Genomic DNA, 25,776 nt, shown 5'->3' with positions numbered 1-25,776 from the left:
GGACCATCGATTTCGCTTTCGCATCCGCTGCATCTGCTGTCCGGACACGGTTTTTACGGCTGTGGCGGTCTTTCAAATCAACGAATTCGCCTTTGACGATGTCTTTTTGCTGGAACGGAATGCCCATTTTTTCGACGCGGACGATTGCATCTTCTTCTTCCGGGTTGAAAATCGTGATGGCCAAACCTTTCATGCCAGCGCGTGCGGTACGTCCGACACGGTGGATGAAGAACTCAAGATCTTCCGGCAATTCATAGTTGATGACATGGCTGACGCCTTGGATATCAATGCCGCGCGCAGCCAAATCCGTCGCTACGATGTATTGATACTCCAAGTCACGGACTTGTTTCATCATTTTCACCCGTTCGCGTGGAGCTAAATCGCCGTGCACACGGCCGACGCGGATTCCAGCTTTGCCCAGTTCTTCAGCGACATAATCCGCATTGGTTTTCGTATTGACGAAAATGATTGCCAAATAAGGATTGATGATTCCCATGATTTCTTTCAACCGTTCAACTTTGCGCTTGCTGCGGGCAGGAATCAGGTAAAAATCCAATCCTTCTGCAGTCGGGCGCTTGTCGCCGATTTTAATATGGACTGGTGATTCCATGTATTTTTTCAAAAACGGCTTCAGCTTTTCAGGAATCGTCGCAGAGAAGACATACATCTCCAGGTGTTCCTGCATTTTGCCCGCCACTTGGTCGATTTCCTCGATAAAGCCAAGATCGAAGGCCAGATCCGCTTCGTCGACTACCAGGATTTTGCCTGTGTGGACCAATAATGCATTTTCTTTCACTAAGTCTCTCAAACGCCCCGGTGTCCCGATGACGATATGCGGCTGCGTCTTCAGTTTATTGATTGAACGCTGCTTGTCTGTACCGCCGATAAAGCTCTTCACTTCGATGTCGGAGCCTTCGACGAGCTTCATCATTTCATTGTAGATCTGCGTCCCCAATTCGCGTGTCGGCGCACAAATAACCGCCTGCACTTCGTGGCGGCTTGTATCGATCCTTTCAGCGATCGGAATGATGAAACTATGAGTTTTGCCTGTCCCTGTATGGGATTGTCCAATAGCGCTCGTGCCTTTCAATATATGGGGCATTATTTCTTTTTGGATTGGCGTCGGCTCTTTAAAGCCTAGTTTTTCTACCGCTTCTAGTATAAACGGCTTCAAGTTGTAATCACTAAATTTTGTCATGGGATTGAATCCCCTCCTTATGCTCTTGACATTATAGCACAAAATCACTTTTTCCGTAATGCAACTTTTGTAAAGCCGCGCCGTCTCCGTTATAATGAAGATATGATTTTGAAAGGAGTGCGGTTATGAAAGTAATGAAAATATCGCCAAGGGGCTATTGCTACGGAGTAGTGGATGCAATGGTCATTGCGAAAAATGCGGCAATGGATGAAACCTTGCCACGCCCGATCTATATACTGGGAATGATCGTCCACAATAAACACGTCACCGACGCTTTCGAACAAGACGGCATCATCACGCTTGACGGTAAAAACCGGCTCGAAATTTTGGAGAAAGTGGAAACAGGCACGGTCATTTTCACCGCACACGGCGTTTCGCCGCAAGTGCGTGAACTGGCTAAACGCAAAGGCCTCGTATCGATTGACGCCACTTGCCCGGATGTCACCGTGACGCATGACCTGATCCGTGAAAAAACGGCTGAAGGCTACCACATCATTTACATTGGCAAAAGCGGTCATCCGGAACCGGAAGGCGCAATCGGCGTCGCACCGGACCTCGTTCACCTTGTAGAAACTGTCGAAGATGTCAATGAACTTGAGCTGAATTCCGACAAGATCATCGTTACGAACCAGACGACGATGAGCCAATGGGATGTTGTGGAATTGATGGAACGCCTGAAAGAGAAATTCCCGCATTCCGAAGTCCATAAAGAGATTTGCCTGGCGACCCAAGTCCGGCAGGAAGCGGTCGCGACACAAGCAGTCGACGCCGACTTGCTGATTGTCATCGGCGACCCGATGAGCAATAACTCGAACCGCTTGGCGCAAGTATCACAAGACATTGCCGGCACACCGGCATACCGCATTTCCGATTTGTCCGAACTGAATCTGGACTGGCTGCAAGGCATTGAAACTGTCGGGGTCACAGCCGGCGCTTCAACGCCAACGCCGATTGTCAAAGAAGTGATGGTGTTCTTGGATAAATACGATCCGGAAGATCCGTCGACGCACGATTTGGCACGTTCTGTTCCGCTGAACAAAATTTTACCGAAAATCAAGCACCCGAAACCGTCTGACCGCATCGAACCATACCCGGTCGGCGAATAAACTCATAAACAGCAAAAAGACACGCCCCCCATCGGAGCGTGTCTTTTTTATCGTGCACGGATTTATTTGAAACGGAACGGTTCGGTATTGGTTTCCGACGCCAGGAATGTGCAATTCAAGCCGCTATGTTGTGCCATATAATCCACTACCCCTTGGATCATCACTTTTTCCACATGATGGCCTGGGTCGACAACGGCAAGGCCGATCGCTTCCGCATCTTGGGCGACGTGGAAGTAAAGGTCCCCCGTCACATAAACATCCGCTCCCGCGCGTTTCGCAGCGGTGATGTATTTATTGCCATCGCCGCCTAGCACAGCAACTTTCTTGACCGGTTTCGCGAAATCCCCGACGACGCGCACGGCAGGAACGTCGAGCCGTTGTTTGACGAATTCCGCAAAGTCCTCCAATGACATGCCGGTTTCGAGCGTGCCGACACGTCCGAGGCCCATCGGCAATTCCTTGTTTTCAAGGGTGAACACATCGTATGCCACTTCCTCGTAAGGATGTGCAGCAATCATCGCCTTGATGGCGCGGTCTTTTTCCTGTTTCCGGATGACCACTTCGATTTTCGATTCGGCCGTCTTTTCCATCTTGCCGGCTTCGCCGATAAACGGATCCGCGCCTTGCGTAGGACGGAAACGCCCCGTGCCCGATAAAGTGTAGCTGCAGAATTCGTAATCGCCGATCGCGCCTGCGCCTGCTTTGCCTAATGCTTCACGCACTTGGTCTTCGTGGCTTTCCGGAACGAAGACGGCGATTTTCACCAATTCCGCTTCGTAGGTCTGCACCATTACGGATGTATCCTGAAGGCCGAGTGCGTCCGCCAGCAAATCGTTGACGCCGCCTTGTGCAACGTCAAGATTGGTGTGCGCGGCATAGACGGCAATATCATGCTTGATGAGCTTTTCCATCAAGCGCCCTTGCGGGAAATCCGTCTGCAGGTTTTTCAACGGGCGGTATATCGGCGGATGGTGCGCGATGATCAGCGATGCCCTTTTTTCGATGGCTTCATCGACGACCGCTTCGTTGACATCAAGTGTCACCAAAACCCGTTCGATTTTCTTGTTCAATGTGCCGACGTGCAAGCCGACCGGGTCGTCTTCCATCGCCAAATATTTCGGCGACCATTTTTCAAACTCTTCGATGATTTGCTGTCCGTTAGGAAATTTCACCATTCAGCACCTCTTCAACCAGTTTTATTTTTTGTGCCAATTCCTGCTTCTTCTCCCCAATATCGGCAGCTTCGGCGTTCGCATCCATCGACGCGACAATCTTTTGCCATTGCGACATTTCGCGCTGCCATTTTGTGTGGAAAACGTCCGAACGCTGTGCCATGAGCACCGGTCCAAAAAGCAGCTCTTTCTCCTCGAACTCTACAGCTTTTCCTGCAGGTTCCAGCACAATGATTTCATAAATCTTGCTGTTTTCTTCCAAAATTTCTTCGTTGACGATGTGCCAGCCATTTGCTGCCGCCCATTCGCGGATCGCTTTTGCATGGACATTGGGCTGCAGGATCAGACGCTGGACGCCTTCGAGACGTGCTTTGTCCTGTTCCAGAATCGATGCGATCAACGGGCCGCCCATGCCGGCAATCGTAATCGCCGTCACGCCGTCAACAGGCTCAATTGCCGCCAGGCCGCTGGCAAGCCGTACCGTAATCCGGTCTTCCAGGCCTTCCTGCCGGACTTGTTTTTTCGCTGACTCGAAAGGCCCTTTCACCACTTCTCCCGCTATGGCCCTTTCCGCGAGCCCTTCTGCCACTAAATAACACGGCAAATACGCGTGGTCGCTGCCGATATCGGCAACAATTGCGCCTTCCGGTACGTGGCTTGCGACCCGGCCAAGCCGGTATGATAATTGTTGAGCGTTCATGTAATGCCTCCTAACTGAAATAAGCTGAACAATGAAAGAAAAACCCTTAGCTCAAAGAACTAAGGGTTTTCAATACTATTCGAGTGTCAAAATCCACTCAGCCATTGCTGGTGCGTTTTCGGCTTCAACAAGGCCGGCTGGCATAGCGCCTTTACCGTTTACTAAAATTTCTTCAATTCCTGCTTGGTCAAGTTGCGTGTCGACTAATGATGGACCTACTCCGCCTTCATAGCTTGAACCGTGGCAAGAAACACAGCTTTGTTGTGCGACAGCTTCAGGATCGAATTCAGCAGCAGCTTCTTCGCCGCCTTCAGCGCCTTCTTCTCCGGCAGCTCCGCCTTCTTCTTCAGTTGCATGTTCTTCAGCGATTTCCTCTTGGTTGCCAACGCCTTCTAATGATAAGAAGAAAATTAGACCAATACCGAAAGCCATGATTAAGATATAAGGTACAATTGCATTTTTTTGCATCCGTTACCCCTCCTCTTCAAGTTCTGCGTTAATGATAGTGTTCGTATCATTCATTATTGTACTGTATTATTTACAAAACGAAAAGTCTTAACGGATAAGTTTTAGCAGATTGTGACAAAATCAGTAATTTAGCAGCCGATTTGGCGAGCGATGACCATGCGCTGAACTTCGGAAGTCCCTTCGCCGATTTCCAGCAATTTCGCATCGCGCATATAGCGCTCGACTTCGTATTCCTTCATATAGCCGTAGCCGCCGTGGATTTGAATCGCTTCATCCGCCACTTCCATCGCCATTTCAGAAGCATATAATTTCGCCATCGATGCCTCTTTCGTGAATGGGCGCCCCTGGTCTTTCAGCCACGCCGCTTTATAGACCATATTGCGGGCCAATTCGATTTTCATCGCCATATCCGCTAATTTAAATTGTGTAATCTGAAATTCCGATAATGTTTTGCCGAATTGCTTGCGCTCTTTCGAATAATTCAACGCTTTATTGAATGCCGCCTGAGCGATTCCTACAGCCATTGCAGCGATGCCGATGCGACCGCCGTCCAATGTGACCAGGAACTGCCTGAAGCCTTCTCCACGCTTGCCTAGGAGGTTTTCTTTCGGTACACGGACGTTTTCCAGCACCAATTCCGTCGTGTTTGATGCATTCAAGCCCATTTTATCGTAATTGTCGATGATCGTGAAACCTTCAGCATCCGTCGGCACGATGATTGCACTGATTTCTTTTTTGCCGTCGTTCATGCCGGTGATGGCCGTAATCGCCAAGTGCTTGGCGTGGCTAGCATTTGTGATGTATACTTTCGATCCGTTGATGACCCAGTCATCGCCGTCTTCCACTGCGCGCGTTTCCGTGCCGCCCGCGTCAGATCCCGCATTCGGTTCTGTCAGCCCGAACGCGCCGAACGATTCACCTGTGCAGATCGGCGTTAGGTATTTTTCTTTCTGTTCTTCGGTGCCAAATAAATTCAGCGGTGCGCCTCCAAGTGAAATATGGGCCGAGTACGTGATGCCTGTCGAAGCGCATGCGCGGCTCAATTCTTCAGTAACAATTGCGAAACTCGTTGTATCCGCTCCTGCGCCGCCATATTTCTCATCAAACGGCAAGCCCATCATCCCCATGTCGGACAGCTGTTTGAAAATCTCTGTTGGAAATTGCTTCGTACGGTCGCGCTCAATGGCGCCAGGAGCGACCACTTTATCGGCAAACTCCTTGACTGCTTTTTTGATCATCTGGTGTTCTTGCGTTAAATCGAAATTCATTTTTATTACATCCCCTTTGTGTATGCGCTTTCAGTATTCATTATATAGGAAAAATTTAGACAAACTCAACCTTTAACCTAAATTAGCGCAAAAAAACCGTTCCCTTTTTTTAGAGGGAACGGTTTCGGCTTATTCCAGGAAGTCTTTCAATCGTTTGCTGCGTGAAGGGTGGCGCAATTTGCGGAGCGCTTTCGCTTCAATTTGGCGGATGCGTTCGCGTGTGACGCCGAAAACTTTGCCAACTTCTTCAAGTGTGCGCGTGCGGCCGTCGTCAAGGCCGAAACGCAGGCGCAAAACGTTTTCTTCACGGTCTGTCAAAGTATCCAGAACGTCTTCAAGCTGTTCTTTCAATAATTCGTAAGCAGCGTGGTCCGATGGCGACTGCGCATCGGAATCCTCGATGAAATCACCCAAATGTGAATCGTCTTCTTCGCCGATCGGCGTTTCCAGCGATACCGGTTCTTGTGCGATTTTCAAGATTTCACGGACTTTTTCAGGCAAAAGGTCCATTTCTTCTCCGATTTCTTCCGGTGAAGGTTCGCGGCCTAAGTCCTGCAGCAATTGGCGTTGGACGCGGATCAATTTGTTGATCGTTTCGACCATGTGCACCGGGATGCGGATTGTCCGCGCTTGGTCAGCAATCGCGCGCGTGATGGCCTGGCGGATCCACCAAGTGGCGTACGTACTGAATTTAAAGCCTTTTGAGTAATCGAATTTTTCCACCGCTTTGATCAGGCCCATATTCCCTTCCTGGATCAAATCCAGGAACAGCATGCCGCGCCCGACATAGCGTTTTGCGATACTGACTACAAGGCGCAAGTTCGCTTCTGCCAACCGTTTCTTGGCTTCTTCGTCGCCTTGTTCAATCAATTTTGCGAGACGGACTTCTTCTTCGGCTTTCAAAAGGTCGACACGCCCGATTTCCTTCAAGTACATTCTGACCGGGTCATTGATTTTGACGCCGGGAGGAACGCTCAAGTCGTTCAAGTCGAATTTGTCTTCAGTCGGTTTCATGAGGCGGTCCAAATGCTCTTCGTCATCTGATTTGCGTTCAAGCTCAATGCCATGGCCTTCGAGCTGGTCGATGAATTCTTCCACTGCATCCGATTCCATTTCAAAAACCGCTAATTTATCGGCAATCTGCTCATAATTCAGTTCTCCGGTTTTTTTACCTATTTCAATTAATTGCTTTTTCGCTTCTTCGACTGTTGCTTCTGGCGCTTCTGAACTCAATGACACATTGCTTGCTTCTACTTCGTTTTGGTGTTCTGATTTCTCAGCCATACGACTTCCTCCTTTAAAAAAACCGGAATTGATTTTACAATGATTTCCGTAAAGCAATCACTTCTTGGGCAAGAAGCAGTGCACGTTTCAAATCATGCTGTTTTTCCGCCTCTTTTGATTGCTGGATCTTAAGATTGATTTCCTGTTCGACCAAATGCTTTTCAAGATGCTTGATGCAGTCTTTTATTTCCTCATCGGAATGTTCCGGGTCGCGTTCGGTCATTGCGGTCTCCATGACGATTTTGCGGAGTTCCGGATCCTGCAGCGTTTCCAAAAATTTATGGAAATCGGCTTTGTCCCATTCTTCGTAAAAGCCGAGGAGCTGGACATACAGCGCTTGGTATTCTTCACTGATAAATGGCATGCCCGACTGGACCGCCGCTAATTTTTCCATGACTCGCTGATCGGCCAATGCATGGGAGAATAATAGCCGTTCTGCACGATTCAGCGAAGTCGTTTTTTTAGGGCTCCGCTTCGCCGGTTGGGTGTTGACGGGCTGCTCTTTCGGAGGCCGGCTGCGTTCAATCGATTTGTTTTCAAGCTTTCGGTAATGCTGTAAAATCGCCTCTTCAGACAACCCTGTCTCATTAGACAATTGCTTAATGTACAAGTCCCGCTCAATCGAGGACGAACGGCCTGCCAGCAATTGCAGCACTTCCTGGATATATTGCAGCAAGTCATTTTCATATTGAAAATTCTTGTGCCTGCGTGCATGCATCATCGCGAACGCGATAAAAGCATGCGGTTTGCCGATGATTTGGTCTTTAAAGGCTTCGCTGCCATTTTCCCGGACATAATCATCGGGGTCCATTTTGCCTGGCAGAACCGCTACTTCAACTTTGAAATTTTCTTCATTCAAGGCGATTGCGGCCCGTTTCGCCGCTTCCCATCCTGCATCATCCCCGTCAAAGCAAATGACTGCTTCCTGCGCAAAACGCTTCATCGCACGGATATGCTGGGCTGTCAGGGATGTCCCCATCGTCGCCAAACCGTTTTCAACGCCGGCTTTGGATGCCGCAATGACATCCATAAAGCCTTCGAATAAAACGATTTTCCGGTTTTTGCGTATCGCGCCTCTTGCATGGTTGACGTTGTAGAGAACCTGGCTTTTTTGGAAAATGGGCGATTCCGGGCTGTTCATGTACTTGGCTTCCTGTTTCGTGTTTTCAAGGACCCGTCCCGAAAATGCGATGGTTTTGCCGCTTTCGTTCATGATCGGGTACATAATTCTACCGCGAAAACGGTCAAAATAGCCATTGCCCTGCTCACGCTGGATCGCCAATCCGCTTGCCGTCAATTCCTCTTCGCTAAAGCCTTTGCGCTGCAGCGCTGTAGCCATGTAATTCCACTCTGGAAGAGACCAGCCAATGCGGTATTTCTCAATCAATTCACGGGTGAATCCACGATTCTCCAAATAATCCAATGCTGCCTGCCCTTCTTCTGTATTGAGCAAGATGTGATGGTACATATCAGCAGCAAATTCATGCATCACAATCAACTGGCTGTCGCTTTTGGAAATCGCCGGTGCCGAATCGCCCGGGGCATTGACTTCCACTTCAATTCCTGCGCGTTGGCCAAGCTTTGCCAAAGCTTCCTGGAAAGTCACATTTTCAATATCCATTAAAAATGTAATAACATTTCCGCCTGCGCCGCAACCGAAGCAATGGAAAATCTGCTTGTCGGATGTTACAGAAAATGAAGGTGTGCTTTCACCATGGAAAGGGCATAGGCCAAACCAGTTGCGCCCCCTTTTCGTCAGCTGCACGTACTCGCCGACTATATCTACAATATCTGCCGTAGAGCGGATTTGCTCGATTACTTCTTCAGGAACTCGATTTGACATTTCATCACCATTCTTTTTTGCTTAACATATTTAATTCGAGATTCTTTGGTGAATTCCTTCATCTTTTTGCAAAAAGATGACGCACGTTTTGCGCGCCTTAGTATAGTTTTATCCACAATTCTTCATTATAAAACGTTTTCCTGAAATAATCCACACATAAAACAGAAAAACCGCCTATACAGGTGGCTTCATCTGTCGTTCTATTTTCGTTTATTTAAAATCAGGTTGGCCGTTTCTTCTACTGCCCGGTTTGTGACATCGAGAACTTCACAGCCGATGCGGTCGACCACTTTATAGAAATGGGTGATTTCTTCATGGATGCGGTTGATCTGCGCGTAATTGGCATCGTCGTTCAAGCCGAGCGCAATCAAGCGTTCTTTGCGGATATGGTTGAGCTTGTCCGGTGATATCACCAGGCCGAAGCATTTAGCCGGGTCCACTTGATACAGCTCCTCCGGCGGGTCCACTTCAGGCACCAGCGGGACATTCGCCACTTTCAGGCGTTTATGCGCCAAATACTGCGACAGCGGCGTCTTGGAAGTCCGGGAGATTCCAACAAGCACAATATCGGCCATCAGGATGCCGCGCGGATCGCGTCCGTCGTCATACTTGACTGCAAATTCGATCGCTTCGACTTTTTTGAAATAATCGTCGTCGAGTTTCCGAACGAGTCCGGCTTCTTCAAGCGGCTTCGCGCCGAGCTGGTCTTCGAGCGCATCCATCAGCGGCCCCATCAAATCGACTGCGGGAACACCGAGTTTCACCGTTTCCGCAGACAGATACATTCTTAGTTCTTTCGAAACAAGCGTATACACGATAAATGCGTTTTGCTGAGACGCCAATTTGATGATTTCATGCAGATGTTCAATCGAATCAATGTATGGGAAGCGTTTCATCACCGCATTTTGATCCGCGTATAGATACTGGCTTACGGCGGCTTTGGCGACCAATTCACCCGTTTCCCCTACTGAATCGGAGACAACGAACAAGCGGAGTTGTTTCATTTTATGCACCTCACAATTCATGGCTTTCCGATAAAGATAAAAATGCGCGTGTAATATTCGTCTTGGTCAGGCGGCCGACAACCTTGAATCCGTCAGGCTGCTCTTCAACGACCGGCAGCGCGTCAATTTGCTGGTTGATCAGGCGATGTGCCGCTTGGATCAGCGAATCGTTCTTGGTGCAGAATGTAATGTTCGGCATCCTCGTCATAATGATATGTACAGGGATAGCGCCCAGATTCTGGCTGCCTAGGCTCGTCCGCAGCAAATCTTTGCGGGACAGGACGCCAGTCAAATAAGAATTCTTATCGACGACGAACAGCGTTCCGACATCGTCAAGAAACATCTGGCTGATGGCGTCATAGACACTGACGTCTTCCCGGACAACAACCGGAATCGACTGGAAATCCTTTACTTTCATATTATTCATCGTATCCGAAATGTCCTGGCCCGGTTTTTTGCCGGAATAAAAATAACCGACACGCGGTCGGGCATCCAGGAACCCTGCCATCGTCAAAATGGCCAAATCGGGCCGTAATGTAGCACGCGTCAAATGCAGACGATCTGCAATCTGCTCACCCGTAATCGGGCCATTGCCTTTGACGATGCGCAATATCTCTTCTTGTCTCTTATTGAGTTCGATCGGACTCACCGCCTCAAAATATGTTATACTCAATGTTAATTATTATATACTAATTAAAGCCATATTGCGAAGAAAAGAATGCCATGTTACAATACTATAGAATTAAATAGCTGGCAATGATAGAGATTAGAGTACTGTTGCATAAAGCGAGCGGGGATGGTGAAAGCCCGCAACGACAGGAAAAGGCACTCTGGAGCCATATTTTTTAAGAGGGTTGCATGCTGTGCAGCCAATCGGGGTGGAACCGCGGGTCATAACGTACTCGTCCTCGGACTATATGTCCGGGACGTGTGCGATTTTTTATTTTATGGAGGTTTTTTTATGTCAATGGAAGATGTAGTAGCGTTAGCAAAACACAGAGGCTTTGTATTCCCAGGCTCTGAAATTTATGGAGGCCTGGCAAATACGTGGGATTACGGCCCACTTGGCGTCGAATTGAAAAACAACATCAAAAAAGCATGGTGGAAAAAATTCGTCCAGGAATCGGTGCATAACGTCGGTTTGGACGCTGCCATCCTGATGAACCCGAAAACGTGGGTGGCTTCCGGCCACGTCGGAAACTTCAACGATCCGATGATCGACTGTAAGAGCTGCAAAACGCGCCACCGCGCAGACAAATTGATCGAAGACGCGCTTGACGCAAAAGGCATTGAAATGATCGTCGACGGCCTGTCTTTCGAACGCATGGCTGAATTGATCCAAGAACACGAAATCAAATGCCCAGTTTGCGGCAAACAAGATTACACGGACATCCGCCAATTCAATTTGATGTTCAAAACGTTCCAAGGCGTAACTGAAGCTTCCACAAACGAAATCTTCCTGCGCCCTGAAACGGCTCAAGGGATTTTCGTCAACTATAAGAACGTCCAGCGCTCGATGCGCAAGAAAATGCCATTCGGCATCGCACAAATCGGCAAAAGTTTCCGAAACGAAATCACACCAGGCAATTTCACATTCCGTACGCGCGAGTTTGAGCAAATGGAACTTGAATTCTTCTGCAAACCGGGCGAAGACTTGGAATGGTACGCGTACTGGCGCGATTTCTGCAAAAACTGGCTGTTGAACCTCAACATGTCAGAAGACAATATGCGCCTGCGCGAACACGATGCAGACGAATTGTCCCATTACTCGAATGCCACTGTCGACATCGAATACAAATTCCCATTCGGCTGGGGCGAGCTTTGGGGCATCGCTGACCGCACAGACTTCGACTTGAAGCGCCATATGGAGCATTCCGGCGAAGATTTCAATTACATCGACCCGGTTACGAATGAACGCTATGTGCCTTATTGCATCGAGCCTTCACTTGGTGCGGACCGTGTAACCCTTGCTTTCCTTGTGGATGCTTACCACGTGGAAGAACTTGAAAACGACGATAAGCGCACTGTGCTGAAACTGCACCCTGCCCTTGCACCGTATAAAGCGGCAATCTTGCCATTGTCGAAGAAATTGGCTGACGGCGCGACTGAAGTATTCGCTGATCTTGCCAAGCATTTCATGGTGGACTACGACGATTCCCAGTCAATCGGTAAACGCTACCGCCGCCAGGATGAAATCGGTACGCCGTTCTGCATCACATACGATTTCGATTCAGTCGAAGACGGCCAAGTTACTGTGCGCCACCGCGACTCAATGGAACAGACGCGCATGCCAATCGCTGACGTCCAAGCTTACATCGAAAAACACATCCAGTTCTAAACATTTTAGACCGGTGCATCTTCGTGATGCACCGGTTTTTTTATTGGATTCCTTTTTAGCAGCTTCCGGACCTTATTGGAGTGCTTCCCGACAGTATTGGAGCAGTTGCGGACCGTATTTCACCTCGAACGGACAGTATTCCTAAAATGCGGACAGTCTCGATCTCCCAAATATATTTTACTCACAAAAAAAGGCCCGCTCAGGAAAATTCATCCTGCTGCGGGTCTTTTTCTGGTTTTTTCGGCAGAAACTCTGGCGTCCGGTCAAGCTGTTCGAGGAAGCTCCTCGACTTCAGCCGGATTCCCGCCTGTTCTTCGTAAATCGAACGGACGATTCCTTTGACGATCGATTTCGTTTCTTTTTTCAGCTTCAGCGATCCGACTCGCTCGATCGGCACGAAATAAAACGTGCGGATAAGCTTGACGAGCGATGGGCTGAGCCGGATGATGTAGCGGTCGATATGGAAACAGCGATGGCATAAGAAGCCCATTTCCTGGAACGAGAAGGCGAATTCGCCATCTGTCGCCCCGCAATTCGCACATTCGTGCAGCGTCGGCGTCAATCCAGCGGTCGGCAGCATTTTCCATTCCACGAACAGCGAAATCGCTTCCGGGTCGTACTCTTCTTCGATTGCATGAAGTGCCTGGTACAGCAAGTCGTAAATCGCTGGCTGCGGCTCGTCCTGCTCCGTCAGCCGGTCGATCAATTCAACGATGTAGCTGGCATAAGCGGTTTTCATGATGTCTTCCCGGATATGGCGCAGCGATTCCAGCTGGTCCCCGCCTTGCAGCGTTCCCATGCCTTTGCCTTTGAAGATGGAAAAACTGCCATGCGTGAAAGGCTGTGTCACTGCCGCCAAACGGCTGGACGGTTTTTTCGCGCCCCGCGCCATGCACGTGATTTTGCCGGCATCGCGTGTGAATAAGGTCACGATTTTATTGTTTTCACCATACGGGCGGGCGCGGATCACGATACCTTCGATTTGATTCAGCATAAGCCGGCTCCTTAGTATTCGTCGTCTCTAAACCCGAAATCGCGGAGGTGCATTGCTTTGTTGCGCCAATCTTTCTGTACTTTAACCCAAAGGTCCAAATAAACTCTTGAACCAAGCAAGTTTTCGATATCTTTGCGGGCGCGTGAGCCGATTTCCTTCAGCAAGACGCCTTTTTTGCCGATGACGATGCCTTTTTGGGAATCGCGTTCAACCATAATCGTCGCCTGAACGCGGATCATGCCTTCATGCTCCGCGTCCGGTGCGATTTTCTCGATAACGACCGCAATCGAATGCGGAATTTCTTCGCGCGTCAGATGCAGCGCCTTTTCACGGATCAGTTCAGAAATGATGAAACGCTCTGGATGGTCCGTTACTTGGTCGGACGGGTAATACTGCGGCCCTTCCGGCAAGCGTTCGGCGATTTTCGCCAACAGGTTGTCGACGTTATTGCCTTGAATGGCCGAAATCGGCACAGCTTCAGCAAAATCGAATTCTTTTTTATACGATTCGATGATTTTTGGCAGATCATCCGGATGGACCTGGTCGATTTTGTTCAAAACCAGAAAAACCGGAACGTCGATGCCTTTCAGCATGTCGAGGACAAAACGGTCCTGTTTGCCGATGCGCTCATCTGCACTGGCAACAAAAAGCAGCACGTCCACTTCACGGAACGTGTTCTTTGCCACTTTCAGCATAAAATCGCCCAGTTTATGGCGTGGTTCATTGATGCCTGGCGTGTCGATGAAAACCATCTGGCTTTCGTCAGTCGTCACAACGCCTTGCACTTTATTACGGGTTGTCTGAGGTTTATCGCTCATGATGGCGATTTTCTGCCCGACAACACGGTTCAAGAATGTCGATTTCCCGACATTCGGGCGGCCGATAATCGAAATGAAACCTGATTTGAAGCCGTTCTTATTTCCCTGCTGCATAATCTAAATCCTCCGTTGAAAACGCGCCTGGAAGCAGTTCGCTGACTGTCGTTTCCTGTACGTCGCCTTGCAAATTTGTTAAGTAGACCGGCATATCCGGCGCACAGAATTCCGCAATTACTTGGCGGCATGCTCCGCACGGCGAAACCGCGCCTTTTGTATCGGCGACAACAGCAATCGCTGCAAAATCTTTATCGCCTTCTGATACGGCTTTGAACATCGCTGTACGTTCCGCGCAATTCGTCATTGAGTAAGCTGCATTCTCGATATTGCAGCCGTGGTATACTTTTCCGCTTTTGGTAATCAGCGCGGCGCCGACCTTGAATTTCGAATAAGGCACATATGCCTGTTCGCGTGCTGTTATGGCTTCTTTGATCAATTGTTCTTTTTCCATTGCGAATCACCTCTGTAAGTTAAAACCATTTTGGTAGAAATATTAGTAAACCAATTATAGCACTTGCGGCGGCAAATACCAAAACTGCGCCCGCCGCAATGTCTTTCGCTTCTTTCGCCAATGGATGCAGTTCCGGAGATGCCAGATCAACCACCCGCTCAATCGCGGTATTGATCATTTCCAGCGCAAGCATTCCACCAATTACTCCGATGAGTGCCAGCCATTCACTGCTGGATACTCCCGTTAGCGCAGCAGCCACAATCACCACAACCGCGGCCGCTAGATGGAACTTCATATTGCGTTCGCGCTTGGCTGCGGCCACAATCCCTTGGCCAGCAAATTTAAAAGACTGTAAAAACTTATTCCCCGCCATGCTCGCCACGCGTTATGCCGAGTGAAGCAAGGATTTCCTCTTGTCTTGCGAACATTTCCTTTTCTTCTTCTGCATCCATATGGTCATAGCCAAGCAGGTGCAAAAAGCCATGGACCGCGAGAAAACCAAGCTCGCGTTCGAACGAATGGCCGTAATCCGCCGCTTGTTCCTTCGTGCGGTCCAGTGAGATGACGATGTCTCCAAGCATGCGCGGCTCTTCGGATCCGACGATTGCCTGCTCTCCCTCGCCCAATTCTTCCATGGCGAACGAAATGACATCGGTCGGCGTGTCCTTGCCGCGGTATTCTTTATTCATTTCCTGGATAATAGCATTCGTCACAAAAGTCACCGAGACTTCCGCTTCGCCTACATTTTCCGTCTCTGCAGCGTGCTTCAGCACTTTTTCCACAAATGACAGTTCACTGTTTCCCAATGTTTCAGTTTCGTCCATCAAATCGATTGTCAGCATGGCTGTCCCTCCCATTATTTCGTTTCTGCCGGATATTCGATGCGGGAATGGAATATCCCGTTCAAGGTTTCGCACATGACCTGTTTGATCGCATGGATTTCTTTCATCGTCAGATCACATTCATCGAATTGCCCATCTTTCAGTTTATCTTCTACAATCGCATTGACCAATTTTTTTATCTTTTCTGATGTTGGTTCTTTCATTGACCTTACAGCCGCTTCTACGCTGTCAGCTACTGAAATGACAGCCGCTTCTTTTGACTGCGGCTTCGGCCCCGCGTAACGGTATTCATCTTCATCCAGCGCCGGATCTTTTTCCTTCGCTTTGAAATAGAAGAACTTCAGCAAGCTGGTGCCATGATGCTGTTCCGCAATATCGACGATTTCTTTCGGCATCTTATGTTCGCGGAGAATGTCCGCACCCAGTGTACCATGGGAAATGATGATATCGCGGCTCATTTCAGGCGGCAGCGAATCATGTGGATTTTTCATATGGACCTGATTTTCAATGAAAAACTGCGGCCGCACCGTTTTGCCGATGTCGTGGTAATAACAGCCGACGCGCGCAAGCAAACCATCCGCTCCGATCGCCTCGCACGAAGCTTCCGCCAAATTCGCCACCATTACGCTGTGATGATAGGTGCCAGGCGTTTCCATCAAGATGCGTTTGATCAGCGGATGATTGGGGTTCGACAGCTCAATCAGCTTCATCGTCGACAAAATGCCGAATGCAATTTCAAAGAACGGCAGCAAGCCGATCGCCATTGCCCCGGAAGCAATCCCCGATACAAGCGCAGCTGCGAAATAAAAGCCGATTTCACGCCAGTCATACTGGCTTTGGGCAATCAATAAATAAAAACCGATAAACAGCGCATTGGTGGCGGCAACCGCCATACTTGTCTGCAGCACTTTGCCGCGGCGCCCTTCCTGGTCGATCAAGTAAACGCCCGCCAATCCCCCGAAAAGGATGTAAAGTGTGATTTCCATCTGCAAGGTGAAGGCACTGCCCTCTTGCAACATCATACCCCCGATGGCCCCTACTAAAAACGTCGTGTAAATTGCAGCCCGTTCATTCAGCACCAACCGCACAAGCATGCCCGCTAACGCGGAAGGAAACAGGAACGCGATGATGACATCGAAATTGCCGCTGACCGAAGCCACAAGTTTCATCAACGACAACGAAATCAGCAGCACCGCCCCGATGACGAGCAGGCATTTTAGTTTATTGATCCGCTGTTTATTGGTGCGATGCATGATAATTGCAAGAAGTCCAACGGCGATAAAGACAAACAATGCGAGCCCGAAGATTGGTTTATAATCCGCCTGGTCTTGCGTCATGCCGCTTAATTGCAGCTGGCGATAGATTTCCTTATCCACAACTTGGCCTTCCTGTACGAGAACCTGGCCTTGCAGGATGCGCGTCGGCTCGATGCTTGCCATAGCCTGTTTTGCTTGGGCTTGCGTCAATTCCTCATTGATGATGTCATTCGGGACAATCGCGAAACGCCCGATTGAAATCGCCGCCTGCAGGACAGAAGCCGGAATTCCGCTTTCCTCCCGCAATTGCTGCTCGACTCGATTGCGGGCCCCTGGCAATTCGTCCAGCCGGACCGGTTCAGCGAGTTCCGCTTCGACAAGCCGCTTAATGATCGCTTCCATGGCTTGCAGGCTGTCTTCAGGCAGCAGCAGCAATTCGCGCTGCATCTCTTTAGTCAGCCGCAGGCCATTGTCGCTCGTCTCCATGAGCCGTAAGCTTTCGCTCAGGGCATCCAGCATCTCAGGCATCTTCGGCCCTTCTTCCGGCTTCTGCCCCGGCGTTAAGCGGGCATCGCTGATATAGCCGAATAGCGACTCGATGACCGCCAACTGATTGCCCGCGCTTTCTTCATTGAATTGGTAGCTCGGCAATATTTCCGCAGCTGCACGCTGTCTTTCTTGTTCCGTCCTGACAGGGTCTTCCACTGTTTTTGCTGAGCGGATTGTTTCGTCCGACAGCTGGAACAATTCAATATCATAACTTTCGCCCGCTACTGAACTATAAAGGAACCCGAAAATCGCCAAACCGATGCCCAGCAGCAACGCTATCGACAGCGTCCGGTAACCTGCTTTTTCATATATTCGCTTCCATCGTTCTGCCATAACGACACCCCGCTTCTAGTACTTCTATCATACCAATTAACTACGGGGATATCACGGAAGATTTCTATATATTTGAAATTCTGTACTTAAATCGACTAAAAAAACCAGCCTAGACAGAAGGCTGGTTTTCATATGCTTCAATGATTTTTGACACAAGTGGATGGCGGACAACATCGCCGCGCTCTAAGTATTGGACGTGGATGCCTCGAACGCCTTGCAATACTTTTTCAGCTGCGATGAGCCCCGATTCCGCTCCGCGCGGCAAATCGATTTGGGTTTTATCGCCGGTGATGATCATCTTGGAACCAAAGCCGAGACGTGTCAGGAACATTTTCATCTGCGCTTTCGTGGTATTCTGCGCTTCATCGAGAATGACAAACGCTTCATCAAGCGTACGCCCTCTCATATAAGCGAGCGGAGCCACTTCAATCGTGCCGCGCTCGATGAAACGATTGGTCTGCTCCAAGCCAAGCACGTCGTGCAAAGCGTCATACAACGGCCGCAGATAAGGATCGACTTTTTCTTTCAAATCACCAGGCAAAAAACCGAGGCTTTCGCCAGCTTCAACAGCTGGACGGGTAAGGATGATTTTTTTAACATGGCCATTTTTCAATGCCTGAACGGCCAAGACAACAGCCAAATACGTTTTTCCGGTACCAGCTGGCCCGACCGCAAAAATCAAGTCGTTGTTGCGTATGCCGTGGACATATTGGCGCTGGCCGATCGTTTTCGCACGGATCACTTTGCCAGCGGCGTTGCGTGCCACTTCTTCGTCGTATAATTCAGCGAAATACTCAATCGTGCCGGATTTCGCCATTTCGATCGCCGAAACGATGTCGCGCTGATCGATGTTGATACCTTTGCGGATCACTTTCAGCAATTGCTCTATTAATAATTTACCTACTTGCTGGCCTTCTTCCGAGCCTGACAGCCGGATGACTTCACCGCGGGTAATTATTTGGATTTGTAAAGCTTCTTCGATCAATGTCATGTGGTTATCGGAAATCCCGAGCAGCAGCACCGCTTCATTTGGATCCTTCACATGCAGTTCTAGTAATGGGTTGTCTGTCATGTAGTCGCTCCTTGAAATTTCAAATTTATTATAAAACAACTGTATCATTTATGATGAAGAGTTGTAAAACAATTTCCTTCTCATTTAGTTTACATAATAATATTATTAAAAATAAAAAACCGGCCCATGTTTCAGGCCGGCTAGCATTCATCTTTTTGATTTGGGCGGCAATAGGATTTCCGAATAAATGATCGCCTTCTGCAAATCTTCCGCTTCCAACGGGAAAATATCGGATAACTCTTCTTTCTTGCGCATATCGCGGACTTCTTCAGGCGCTTTATGGGCCGACAGCCTGCCAGTTGAAGCGAGCGGTTTCATCGCCTGCTGAATTTCTCGCTGCGGCAATCTTGATTTCGTTTGGTCGACTTTGTCCATGACCTTTTTCGCCTGTTCCGGATGTTCTTTCATCTGTGTCTGCAATTCACCGTACTTTTCTCTGGCGTAGTCTTCAACCCGTCTCAGAGTGCGTTGTCCAGTTGTCGCCGGGGCACGCCGCCTTTTGTCCGGTGTTTCCGACGCGCCATCCGGTTTTTTGTTATTGAAAAATGCGCCAATCGCCATGATGACGAGTGCCATTATGAGACCTTCCATGCGAAAACCTCCTTTGCCGGCGGCTGTTATTTATCGTCTGATTTATCCGAGCCGGTCCGTGCAATTGAATCTCTCATGCTTGTGTCCGCTTGGACGTTTTTATAATTGATGTAATCCATGACACCGAAATTGCCAGCACGGAGTGCTTCTGACATCGCCATTGGAACTTCCGCTTCCGCTTCGACAACTTTCGCTCTCATTTCGACAACTTTGGCTTTCATTTCCTGCTCGCTGGCAACAGCCATTGCGCGGCGTTCTTCGGCTTTCGCCTGAGCGATTTTCTTATCGGCTTCTGCTTGTTCTGTCTGAAGTTCTGCGCCGATGTTTTTGCCGATATCCACATCTGCAATATCGATCGACAGGATTTCAAATGCTGTACCTGAATCGAGCCCTTTGCCAAGAACCGTTTGCGAAATCAAATCCGGATTTTCAAGAACTTTTTTATGGCTTGAGCTTGAACCGAGTGTCGAGACAATCCCTTCGCCGACACGGGCTACGATCGTTTCTTCGCCCGCACCACCGACAAGGCGGTCGATGTTCGCGCGTACTGTGATTCTGGCTTTCGCTTTTACTTCAATTCCGTCCATCGCAACACCTGCGATAAATGGCGTTTCGATGACTTTCGGATTTACCGACATTTGTACGGCTTCCAAAACGTCACGCCCTGCAAGGTCGATTGCCGCTGCACGTTCGAACGGCAATTCGATGTTCGCACGGTGAGCCGCGATCAATGCGTTAACGACGCGGTCGACGTTACCGCCCGCCAAGTAATGGCTTTCCAATTGGTTGATGGTGACTGTCAATCCCGCTTTTGATGCTTTGATCAACGGGTTGACGATGCGTGATGGAATAACGCGGCGCAGGCGCATCCCTATTAACGTGAAAATGCTGATTCTGACGCCTGCAGCTAATGCCGAAATCCAAAGCGTGATCGGCACAAACGTGAAGAATATTGCGAGTACGATGATAATGCCGATAATTATTGCACCTAATCCAATTGCTTCAATACCCATAAATTATTCCTCCTCTTCTTTTTCAAGTTCGCGGACAACGATCCGCGACCCTTCGACCTTGATGATCTTCACTTGCGTTTTAGGATCGATAAAGCGGCCATCTGAGACAGCATCTATCCATTCATCGTCAAGTTTGATCGTTCCAGAAGGCCGTAATGCTGTTGCTGTCATCGCTAGCCGGCCGACAAGCTCCGGACGGTTGACCGCTGATACATAGCCGCTTTTCGTATCGGTTGCATCCGTTAAAATCAGCCGCTTGAATAAATGCGGCCGTTTGCCGAAAAATTTCACTATAATCACCATCCCTGCTGTAGCTGCTATCATTGCAATAAGAATTGAGATGGCCGTGGCCATCGGATCTCCACCAGCCAAAAAGATGCTGCCGAGCACTGCTGCAATGCCCAAAATGCCGGCAATGCCTCCCGGCACAAAAAACTCGGTGATCAACAGACCCAGTCCGATGACCAGCAGGACGATTGATTCGTAGCCGGCCAACCCTGCCACCAAATGCCCATAAAAGAAAAGCATCAATGAGAGCAAGCCCATGAATCCTGGAATGCCGACCCCCGGTGTAAATAATTCAAGCAGCAAGCCGAGCGCCGCAATCGACAGCAGAAATGGGACGACAACAGGATTCGTCAAAAACCTGGCCAATGTCTCGGAAAAGGTTTCATCTACGGCAACTAATTGTGCATCCTGCCATCCTTTCGCCGTCAGCAATTCTTCTATAGAAGAAACTATCCCTTCCGAATAGCCCACTTCCCGGGCTTCGGCAGCGTTCAAGGTCAACAGTTGCCCTTCAGCCGCCTGCAGTTCAGGCAAGTCGATTCCAGCATCCGCCATTGCCAATGCGTATAGCGGATCGCGCCCTGACGAAGCGGCAGCATTTTCCATTGACGAGAGCCAAGCGCTGTTCGCTTTGTCTCCGGCCGCATTGCCCGCTTGGTCGATCACTTGTGCAGCGCCCATACGGCTATTGGGATGCATGTAGATTTCATCCGCATTCAATGCCAGAAACGCACCGGCCGACAAAGCATCCCGGTTGACAAAAGCGATGGTCTCGAGCTTAGTGTCGCTCAACAGTCTGGCAATGCCATCTGCTGCGTTAACAAATCCGCCCGGCGTATCGATTTCGAAAATGACCGCTTCCGCATCCGCGTCTTCCGCTTCCTCAAGCGCACGTTCAATGAACGCCTGCAAGCCCCGCTCGACCTCATCTTCAATCGGTACAACATAAACAGTGGGTCCAGCCGCATTGAACGCCGGCAGCAGCATTGCAAAAGATAATAACAGAAATCCAAAAGCCACAAAGGCTTTGACGCTGCGCAAAGGAATCGCTCCTTTCATTTTACTGCTGTCTTATTCTACGTACAGCAGCGGAAATGGTTTCACATTCCGCTGATAATTCTATTATAAATGAAACATTTCGTGAAAACGAAAGAATGCGCTTACAAAACGGAGCGCTTCCGGCAAAGAGTGATGAAATTATGAACGGCTGGAGGCAAGTTGTGGCCACGTGCAAAAAAAAGATATAGAAAAACCGCCTGCACATAGAATGTGCAGACGGTTTAGGCTGTCGTTCATATTTTTTAATAGTCAATTTTAAAGTAAAGTCAATTAAAATTTACGTTTACGCGCAGCTTCTGATTTCAGTTTGCGTTTCACGCTCGGTTTATCATAATACTCGCGCTTTCTTACCTCTTGCATTGTTCCGGATTTAGAAACAGTGCGTTTGAAGCGGCGAAGAGCATCTTCAATTGATTCGTTTTTACGAACAGTTGTTTTTGTCATCTCTTTTTCCCTCCCTCCGAACACACGTTGAAGCAGATAACAACTAGTGTTATATACTATAAAATTATAACGCAATCCCTATCTAAGGTCAATACTTAATAATCGGAATTTGAAGTTAGCCCCTGCATGATCTGCACGCCAGAGCTGGCGCCGATGCGAGTCGCTCCAGCATCGATCATTGCTTGAAGATCTTCAAGGCTTCTTACGCCGCCAGATGCTTTTACGCCCAGGTCCGGACCGACCGTTTCGCGCATTAGCTTAACATCCGCTACTGTTGCTCCGCCAGTAGAGAAGCCGGTAGAAGTTTTGACGAAATCTGCGCCCGCTTCTTTCGACAAGCGTGAAGCAACTGCTTTCTCTTCATCAGTCAATAGGCAGGTTTCGATGATCACTTTGACGATCGCTTTGCCTTTTGCTGCTTCAACGACCGCTTTGATGTCGTTTTTCACAAGTTCTTCGTCGCCGCTCTTCAATGCGCCGATGTTGATGACCATATCGATTTCTTCCGCGCCTTTCGCAATTGCGTCAGCTGTTTCGAACGCTTTTGTTTCTGAAGTCGATGCGCCAAGCGGGAAGCCGATTACTGTGCAGACTTTAACTGGGCTGTCAGACAATTCTTTGGCTGATAGCGATACCCATGCAGGGTTGACGCAGACCGAAGCAAATTTATATTCAGCAGCCTCTTGGCATAGTTTGACAATCTGTTCTTTTGTCGCCTCAGGCTTTAATAATGTGTGGTCGATATAAGATGCGATGTTTGTCATGTTCAAAACTCCATTCTGTTTTTCGAATTAGTTGTCATTCAATCACTCAAATTCATAAGACATTGCAGCCAATGCATATAAAGGAGCCGTTTCGGTTCGCAAGATGCGCGGCCCAAGAGAAGTGAAGATCGCACCATTTTGTTTCAAGGCCACCACTTCATTTTCTGAAATTCCGCCTTCCGGACCGAATATCAATAGGAATGAACTTTTATCATACATTGATTTTAAAATTTCAGCAAACCGCGTTCTAGCGCCTTCTCGCGCCTCTTCTTCATAAGCGACGATGACAGCGTCAAAGTCCGCAGCCTTCTCCACCAACTGCTTGAAGCTATGGACGTTATGTATCTGCGGGATGTGCGTCCGGTGAGATTGTTCTGCCGCTTCTTTGGCAATCTTCTCGAGCCGGCTGCGTTTCTTTTCGCTTTTTCCCGCATCCCATTTGACGATGGACCGCTCTGCCGCAAACGGAATCATTTCGTACATGCCGAGTTCTGTCGCTTTTTGGACAATCAAATCAAGTTTGTCGCCTTTCGGCAATCCACAAGCAATCGCCACCCGTTTCGGCATTTCCACTTCCGTTTCGATTGCCGAACCGACTTTTGCTTCAATATCAAAATCTGCCGCCTGGATCGTTGCAAGAAAAGCTGTTTCTTCAATGACTGCGATAAATTGATCCCCGATGCTTTGGCGCATAACTTTGGCGATGTGCTTCGCATCATCGCCAGTTATGGTTATTATTCGGTTATCGGGAAATTTGCCTTCTATGAAATATCTCTGCATTTCCGCACCCCGTTATTCCGGTTTTTTTGAAATAATCGTTACCCAGTCTTCCATCATCATGATGTCTTCAACGACAAAGCCAGATGCTTCAAGCGCTTCTTTCACATCATTCTTTTTAGCGGAAATGATGCCGGAAGTGATGTAATGGCCGCCTGGTTTTACCACTTGAAACGCATCATCAGTGAAGGAAATGATGATTTCGGCCAAAATATTGGCAACAACGACATCTCCAGGCTCTTTGATCGTATCCAGCAAATTGCCTTGAACGACCGTTGTGCGGTCCTGGACCTTATTGAGTTTGACGTTGATTTTTGCAGCAGTGACGGCAATATCGTCCAAATCCAATGCATGCACATGGGAAGCGCCGAGCAATGCCGCGCCAATCGCCAAGACACCTGAGCCCGTGCCGACGTCAATGACGCGCTGCCCAGGCTTCACTGTCTTTTCAAGCGCCTGCAGGCTCATGACCGTCGTCGGATGTGTGCCGGTGCCAAACGCCATTCCCGGATCCAGTTCAATGATCAATTCATCGCTTGAAACCGGTTCATAGGTTTCCCATGTCGGGACGATTGTAAAGCGTTGGGAAATTTTGACCGGATGGTAATATTTTTTCCATGCAGTTGCCCATTCCTCTTCGTTCACTTCACTGATCGTCACAACATTGGCTCCGATATTGATGTCATACGAAACCAGGTTATTGATCGCCAATTTAATGGCCTCAACCGTTTCTCCCAAAAAGCTGTTGACGGGCAGATACGCTTTCAGGATGACGCCTTCTTTCGGGAAATCATCCGGATTCAGCGAATAGATTTCGCCGAATTTGTATTCGCGCTCTTTCGTCAAATCCTCCGCATCTTCGATGACGACGCCGCTCGCACCCGCTTCGTGCAAAATATTGGAAACGGGTTCAACGGCTTCATTTGTCGTATGGATTGCTAGTTCTGACCATTTCATGTAGGACTGGCTCCTTTATTCACCTTTTATGGTGCGTTTGATTTTATCGAAAAGCGAACTGCCTTGCTCTTCCGGAATGTCACCGCTGATTTCAGCAAACTCTCGAAGCAATTGTTTTTGGCGCTCGTTGAGTTTCGTCGGTGTTTTGACGCGGATGACAATGTGCTGGTCTCCAGTGCCATAGCCGTGTACATTTTTGACGCCTTTGCCTTTCAAGCGGAAACGTGCGCCGCTTTGAGTGCCGGCAGGAATTTTAAGCTTCACTTTGCCCGAAACAGTCGGCACTTCAATTTCGTCTCCAAGTGCTGCCTGTGCAAATGTGATCGGCAGATCCAAATAGATGTCGTCGCCTTCACGTTCGAATTCCTTATGCGGTTTGACGCGGAATACGACATAGAGATCTCCAGCTGGTCCTCCATTGACGCCGGCGCCGCCTTGGCCCGATACGCGCAATTGCTGGCCATCGTCCACGCCTGCAGGAATGGTGACTTTGATTTTTTTCGTTTTGCGGACTGTCCCTTCACCGCGGCAAGTCGTGCATTTCTCCTCGATGATTTGGCCTGACCCTTGGCAATGATGGCAAGCACGTCGGTTGACCATGCGGCCGAACGGCGTATCCTGTGCAACATTCAATTGGCCGGAACCTTCGCAATACGGACAAGTTTTCGGCTTCGTGCCTGGTTTTGCGCCTGAGCCGTGGCAGGTTCCGCATGTTTCGTCTTTCGGCAATTCAATTTCCGTTTCTTTTCCGAATACGGCGTCCATGAATTCGATTGTCATCGAATACTGGAGATCGTCGCCTTTTCTTGGTGCATTCGGGTCGCGGCGTCTTGTGCCGCCGCCGAAAAACGTGCTGAAAATATCTTCGAATCCGAAACCGTCAGCACCGCCGCCGCCAAATCCTTGGTTTGGATCCTGATGGCCGAATTGGTCATATTGCGCACGTTTCTGGTCGTCGCTCAGCATTTCGTATGCTTCTTTCACTTCCTGGAATTTTTCAGAAGCGTCCGCTTCTTTATTGATATCCGGGTGGAATTGCTTCGACAATTTCCGGTACGCTTTTTTTATTTCTTCTTTAGAAGCTGTCTTGGATACCCCAAGCACCTCGTAATAATCTCGCTTGTTCATAC

General features: G+C 49.0%; 26 protein-coding genes. 2 read left to right on the top strand and 24 right to left on the bottom strand.

Annotation, left to right across the window (positions count from 1 at the left end):
• Positions 1–1,198: DEAD/DEAH box helicase (locus EGV91_RS03370; RefSeq protein WP_135500763.1), on the bottom strand; the 1,198-nt coding region annotated here is incomplete at its 3' end.
• A gap of 125 nt (positions 1,199–1,323) precedes the next feature.
• Here EGV91_RS03370 and EGV91_RS03365 point away from each other — a divergent pair.
• Positions 1,324–2,304 (top strand): 4-hydroxy-3-methylbut-2-enyl diphosphate reductase, encoded by a 981-nt coding sequence (locus EGV91_RS03365; protein WP_135500762.1) that lies wholly within the window; start codon positions 1,324–1,326, stop codon positions 2,302–2,304.
• 62 nt (positions 2,305–2,366) lie between these two features.
• Here EGV91_RS03365 and EGV91_RS03360 read toward each other — a convergent pair whose 3' ends face one another.
• From EGV91_RS03360 to ccpN, 8 genes are all read right to left on the bottom strand, one after another.
• Positions 2,367–3,476, bottom strand: a complete 1,110-nt coding sequence (locus tag EGV91_RS03360) for a Nif3-like dinuclear metal center hexameric protein (protein WP_135500766.1) — start codon at positions 3,474–3,476, stop codon at positions 2,367–2,369.
• Positions 3,463–4,176: a tRNA (adenine(22)-N(1))-methyltransferase gene (locus EGV91_RS03355; protein ID WP_135500761.1), complete on the bottom strand. Its 714-nt coding sequence runs from the start codon at positions 4,174–4,176 to the stop codon at positions 3,463–3,465. Before EGV91_RS03355 ends, EGV91_RS03360 begins: the two co-directional genes overlap by 14 nt.
• A 75-nt stretch (positions 4,177–4,251) precedes the next feature.
• Entirely contained in the window at positions 4,252–4,644 is a 393-nt protein-coding gene (gene cccA, locus EGV91_RS03350) for a cytochrome c550 (RefSeq protein WP_135500760.1), read from the bottom strand.
• Positions 4,645–4,772: 128 nt separating this feature from the next.
• A complete protein-coding gene (locus EGV91_RS03345; RefSeq protein ID WP_135500759.1) occupies positions 4,773–5,912 on the bottom strand; it encodes an acyl-CoA dehydrogenase in 1,140 nt (379 codons plus the stop codon).
• Positions 5,913–6,041: 129 nt separating this feature from the next.
• The gene (gene rpoD, locus EGV91_RS03340; RefSeq protein ID WP_135500758.1) at positions 6,042–7,196 is read right to left on the bottom strand and encodes an RNA polymerase sigma factor RpoD; all 1,155 of its coding nucleotides are present in this window, start codon (positions 7,194–7,196) and stop codon (positions 6,042–6,044) included.
• Between the two features lie 34 nt (positions 7,197–7,230).
• The gene (gene dnaG, locus EGV91_RS03335) at positions 7,231–9,039 is read right to left on the bottom strand and encodes a DNA primase (protein WP_135500757.1); all 1,809 of its coding nucleotides are present in this window, start codon (positions 9,037–9,039) and stop codon (positions 7,231–7,233) included.
• Between the two features lie 200 nt (positions 9,040–9,239).
• A complete protein-coding gene (locus EGV91_RS03330) occupies positions 9,240–10,043 on the bottom strand; it encodes a pyruvate, water dikinase regulatory protein (RefSeq protein WP_135500756.1) in 804 nt (267 codons plus the stop codon).
• A gap of 10 nt (positions 10,044–10,053) precedes the next feature.
• Complete coding sequence (ccpN, locus tag EGV91_RS03325; protein ID WP_135500755.1) at positions 10,054–10,692, bottom strand: transcriptional regulator CcpN; 639 nt, start codon at positions 10,690–10,692, stop codon at positions 10,054–10,056.
• Positions 10,693–11,004: 312 nt separating this feature from the next.
• Between ccpN and EGV91_RS03320 the strand changes: the two genes are divergently transcribed.
• Entirely contained in the window at positions 11,005–12,381 is a 1,377-nt protein-coding gene (locus EGV91_RS03320; RefSeq protein WP_135500754.1) for a glycine--tRNA ligase, read from the top strand.
• 199 nt (positions 12,382–12,580) lie between these two features.
• Here the strand turns inward: EGV91_RS03320 and recO are convergent, their stop codons facing one another.
• The 15 genes from recO to dnaJ all read right to left on the bottom strand — a co-directional run bounded on the left by recO (position 12,581) and on the right by dnaJ (position 25,774).
• Positions 12,581–13,375 carry a DNA repair protein RecO gene (gene recO / locus EGV91_RS03315; protein WP_135500753.1) on the bottom strand — a complete coding sequence of 265 codons (795 nt, stop codon included), beginning with the start codon at positions 13,373–13,375 and terminating at the stop codon, positions 12,581–12,583.
• A gap of 11 nt (positions 13,376–13,386) precedes the next feature.
• Positions 13,387–14,307 (bottom strand): GTPase Era, encoded by a 921-nt coding sequence (gene era, locus EGV91_RS03310; protein WP_135500752.1) that lies wholly within the window; start codon positions 14,305–14,307, stop codon positions 13,387–13,389.
• Positions 14,291–14,701 (bottom strand): cytidine deaminase, encoded by a 411-nt coding sequence (locus EGV91_RS03305; RefSeq protein WP_135500751.1) that lies wholly within the window; start codon positions 14,699–14,701, stop codon positions 14,291–14,293. The genes era and EGV91_RS03305 overlap by 17 nt, the downstream gene beginning before the upstream one ends.
• Positions 14,702–14,720: 19 nt before the next feature.
• Complete coding sequence (locus EGV91_RS03300) at positions 14,721–15,074, bottom strand: diacylglycerol kinase family protein (RefSeq protein WP_135500750.1); 354 nt, start codon at positions 15,072–15,074, stop codon at positions 14,721–14,723.
• Positions 15,061–15,543, bottom strand: a complete 483-nt coding sequence (ybeY, locus tag EGV91_RS03295; RefSeq protein WP_135500749.1) for an rRNA maturation RNase YbeY — start codon at positions 15,541–15,543, stop codon at positions 15,061–15,063. The genes EGV91_RS03300 and ybeY overlap by 14 nt, the downstream gene beginning before the upstream one ends.
• A gap of 14 nt (positions 15,544–15,557) precedes the next feature.
• On the bottom strand, positions 15,558–17,681 hold the full coding sequence (locus EGV91_RS03290) for an HD family phosphohydrolase (protein ID WP_135500748.1): 2,124 nt from the start codon (positions 17,679–17,681) through the stop codon (positions 15,558–15,560).
• A 109-nt stretch (positions 17,682–17,790) separates the two neighbouring features.
• Entirely contained in the window at positions 17,791–18,753 is a 963-nt protein-coding gene (locus EGV91_RS03285) for a PhoH family protein (protein ID WP_135500747.1), read from the bottom strand.
• A gap of 147 nt (positions 18,754–18,900) precedes the next feature.
• Positions 18,901–19,344, bottom strand: coding sequence for a hypothetical protein (locus tag EGV91_RS03280; protein WP_135500746.1), 444 nt, complete (start codon positions 19,342–19,344; stop codon positions 18,901–18,903).
• Between the two features lie 26 nt (positions 19,345–19,370).
• Positions 19,371–20,357 (bottom strand): flotillin-like protein FloA, encoded by a 987-nt coding sequence (gene floA, locus EGV91_RS03275; protein WP_135500745.1) that lies wholly within the window; start codon positions 20,355–20,357, stop codon positions 19,371–19,373.
• A 3-nt stretch (positions 20,358–20,360) separates the two neighbouring features.
• Positions 20,361–21,686, bottom strand: coding sequence for an NfeD family protein (locus EGV91_RS03270; protein WP_241666094.1), 1,326 nt, complete (start codon positions 21,684–21,686; stop codon positions 20,361–20,363).
• Positions 21,687–21,974: 288 nt separating this feature from the next.
• Positions 21,975–22,148: a 30S ribosomal protein S21 gene (gene rpsU, locus EGV91_RS03265; protein ID WP_008431605.1), complete on the bottom strand. Its 174-nt coding sequence runs from the start codon at positions 22,146–22,148 to the stop codon at positions 21,975–21,977.
• 95 nt (positions 22,149–22,243) lie between these two features.
• Entirely contained in the window at positions 22,244–22,912 is a 669-nt protein-coding gene (gene deoC, locus EGV91_RS03260) for a deoxyribose-phosphate aldolase (RefSeq protein WP_135500743.1), read from the bottom strand.
• A gap of 42 nt (positions 22,913–22,954) precedes the next feature.
• Complete coding sequence (locus EGV91_RS03255) at positions 22,955–23,692, bottom strand: 16S rRNA (uracil(1498)-N(3))-methyltransferase (RefSeq protein WP_135500742.1); 738 nt, start codon at positions 23,690–23,692, stop codon at positions 22,955–22,957.
• Positions 23,693–23,704: 12 nt separating this feature from the next.
• Positions 23,705–24,646 (bottom strand): 50S ribosomal protein L11 methyltransferase, encoded by a 942-nt coding sequence (gene prmA / locus EGV91_RS03250; protein ID WP_135500741.1) that lies wholly within the window; start codon positions 24,644–24,646, stop codon positions 23,705–23,707.
• A 15-nt stretch (positions 24,647–24,661) separates the two neighbouring features.
• Positions 24,662–25,774, bottom strand: coding sequence for a molecular chaperone DnaJ (gene dnaJ / locus EGV91_RS03245; protein ID WP_135500740.1), 1,113 nt, complete (start codon positions 25,772–25,774; stop codon positions 24,662–24,664).
• Between the last annotated feature and the right edge of the window lie 2 nt (positions 25,775–25,776).

The organism is Planococcus koreensis (genome assembly GCF_004761975.1).
Classification (GTDB): domain Bacteria; phylum Bacillota; class Bacilli; order Bacillales_A; family Planococcaceae; genus Planococcus; species Planococcus koreensis.
This window is presented reverse-complemented; position numbering and strand designations above follow the sequence as displayed.

Bases quoted from the DNA above. Each gene is read 5' to 3' on its own strand.
- EGV91_RS03365 (WP_135500762.1), top strand. From the start codon at position 1,324: ATGAAAGTAATGAAAATATCGCCAAGGGGCTATTGCTACGGAGTAGTG.
- EGV91_RS03355 (WP_135500761.1), bottom strand. From the start codon at position 4,176: ATGAACGCTCAACAATTATCATACCGGCTTGGCCGGGTCGCAAGCCAC.
- cccA (WP_135500760.1), bottom strand. From the start codon at position 4,644: ATGCAAAAAAATGCAATTGTACCTTATATCTTAATCATGGCTTTCGGT.
- EGV91_RS03345 (WP_135500759.1), bottom strand. From the start codon at position 5,912: ATGAATTTCGATTTAACGCAAGAACACCAGATGATCAAAAAAGCAGTC.
- rpoD (WP_135500758.1), bottom strand. From the start codon at position 7,196: ATGGCTGAGAAATCAGAACACCAAAACGAAGTAGAAGCAAGCAATGTG.
- dnaG (WP_135500757.1), bottom strand. From the start codon at position 9,039: ATGTCAAATCGAGTTCCTGAAGAAGTAATCGAGCAAATCCGCTCTACG.
- EGV91_RS03330 (WP_135500756.1), bottom strand. From the start codon at position 10,043: ATGAAACAACTCCGCTTGTTCGTTGTCTCCGATTCAGTAGGGGAAACG.
- EGV91_RS03320 (WP_135500754.1), top strand. From the start codon at position 11,005: ATGTCAATGGAAGATGTAGTAGCGTTAGCAAAACACAGAGGCTTTGTA.
- recO (WP_135500753.1), bottom strand. From the start codon at position 13,375: ATGCTGAATCAAATCGAAGGTATCGTGATCCGCGCCCGCCCGTATGGT.
- era (WP_135500752.1), bottom strand. From the start codon at position 14,307: ATGCAGCAGGGAAATAAGAACGGCTTCAAATCAGGTTTCATTTCGATT.
- EGV91_RS03305 (WP_135500751.1), bottom strand. From the start codon at position 14,701: ATGGAAAAAGAACAATTGATCAAAGAAGCCATAACAGCACGCGAACAG.
- EGV91_RS03300 (WP_135500750.1), bottom strand. From the start codon at position 15,074: ATGGCGGGGAATAAGTTTTTACAGTCTTTTAAATTTGCTGGCCAAGGG.
- ybeY (WP_135500749.1), bottom strand. From the start codon at position 15,543: ATGCTGACAATCGATTTGATGGACGAAACTGAAACATTGGGAAACAGT.
- EGV91_RS03290 (WP_135500748.1), bottom strand. From the start codon at position 17,681: ATGGCAGAACGATGGAAGCGAATATATGAAAAAGCAGGTTACCGGACG.
- EGV91_RS03285 (WP_135500747.1), bottom strand. From the start codon at position 18,753: ATGACAGACAACCCATTACTAGAACTGCATGTGAAGGATCCAAATGAA.
- EGV91_RS03280 (WP_135500746.1), bottom strand. From the start codon at position 19,344: ATGGAAGGTCTCATAATGGCACTCGTCATCATGGCGATTGGCGCATTT.
- floA (WP_135500745.1), bottom strand. From the start codon at position 20,357: ATGGGTATTGAAGCAATTGGATTAGGTGCAATAATTATCGGCATTATC.
- rpsU (WP_008431605.1), bottom strand. From the start codon at position 22,148: ATGACAAAAACAACTGTTCGTAAAAACGAATCAATTGAAGATGCTCTT.
- deoC (WP_135500743.1), bottom strand. From the start codon at position 22,912: ATGACAAACATCGCATCTTATATCGACCACACATTATTAAAGCCTGAG.
- EGV91_RS03255 (WP_135500742.1), bottom strand. From the start codon at position 23,692: ATGCAGAGATATTTCATAGAAGGCAAATTTCCCGATAACCGAATAATA.
- prmA (WP_135500741.1), bottom strand. From the start codon at position 24,646: ATGAAATGGTCAGAACTAGCAATCCATACGACAAATGAAGCCGTTGAA.
- dnaJ (WP_135500740.1), bottom strand. From the start codon at position 25,774: ATGAACAAGCGAGATTATTACGAGGTGCTTGGGGTATCCAAGACAGCT.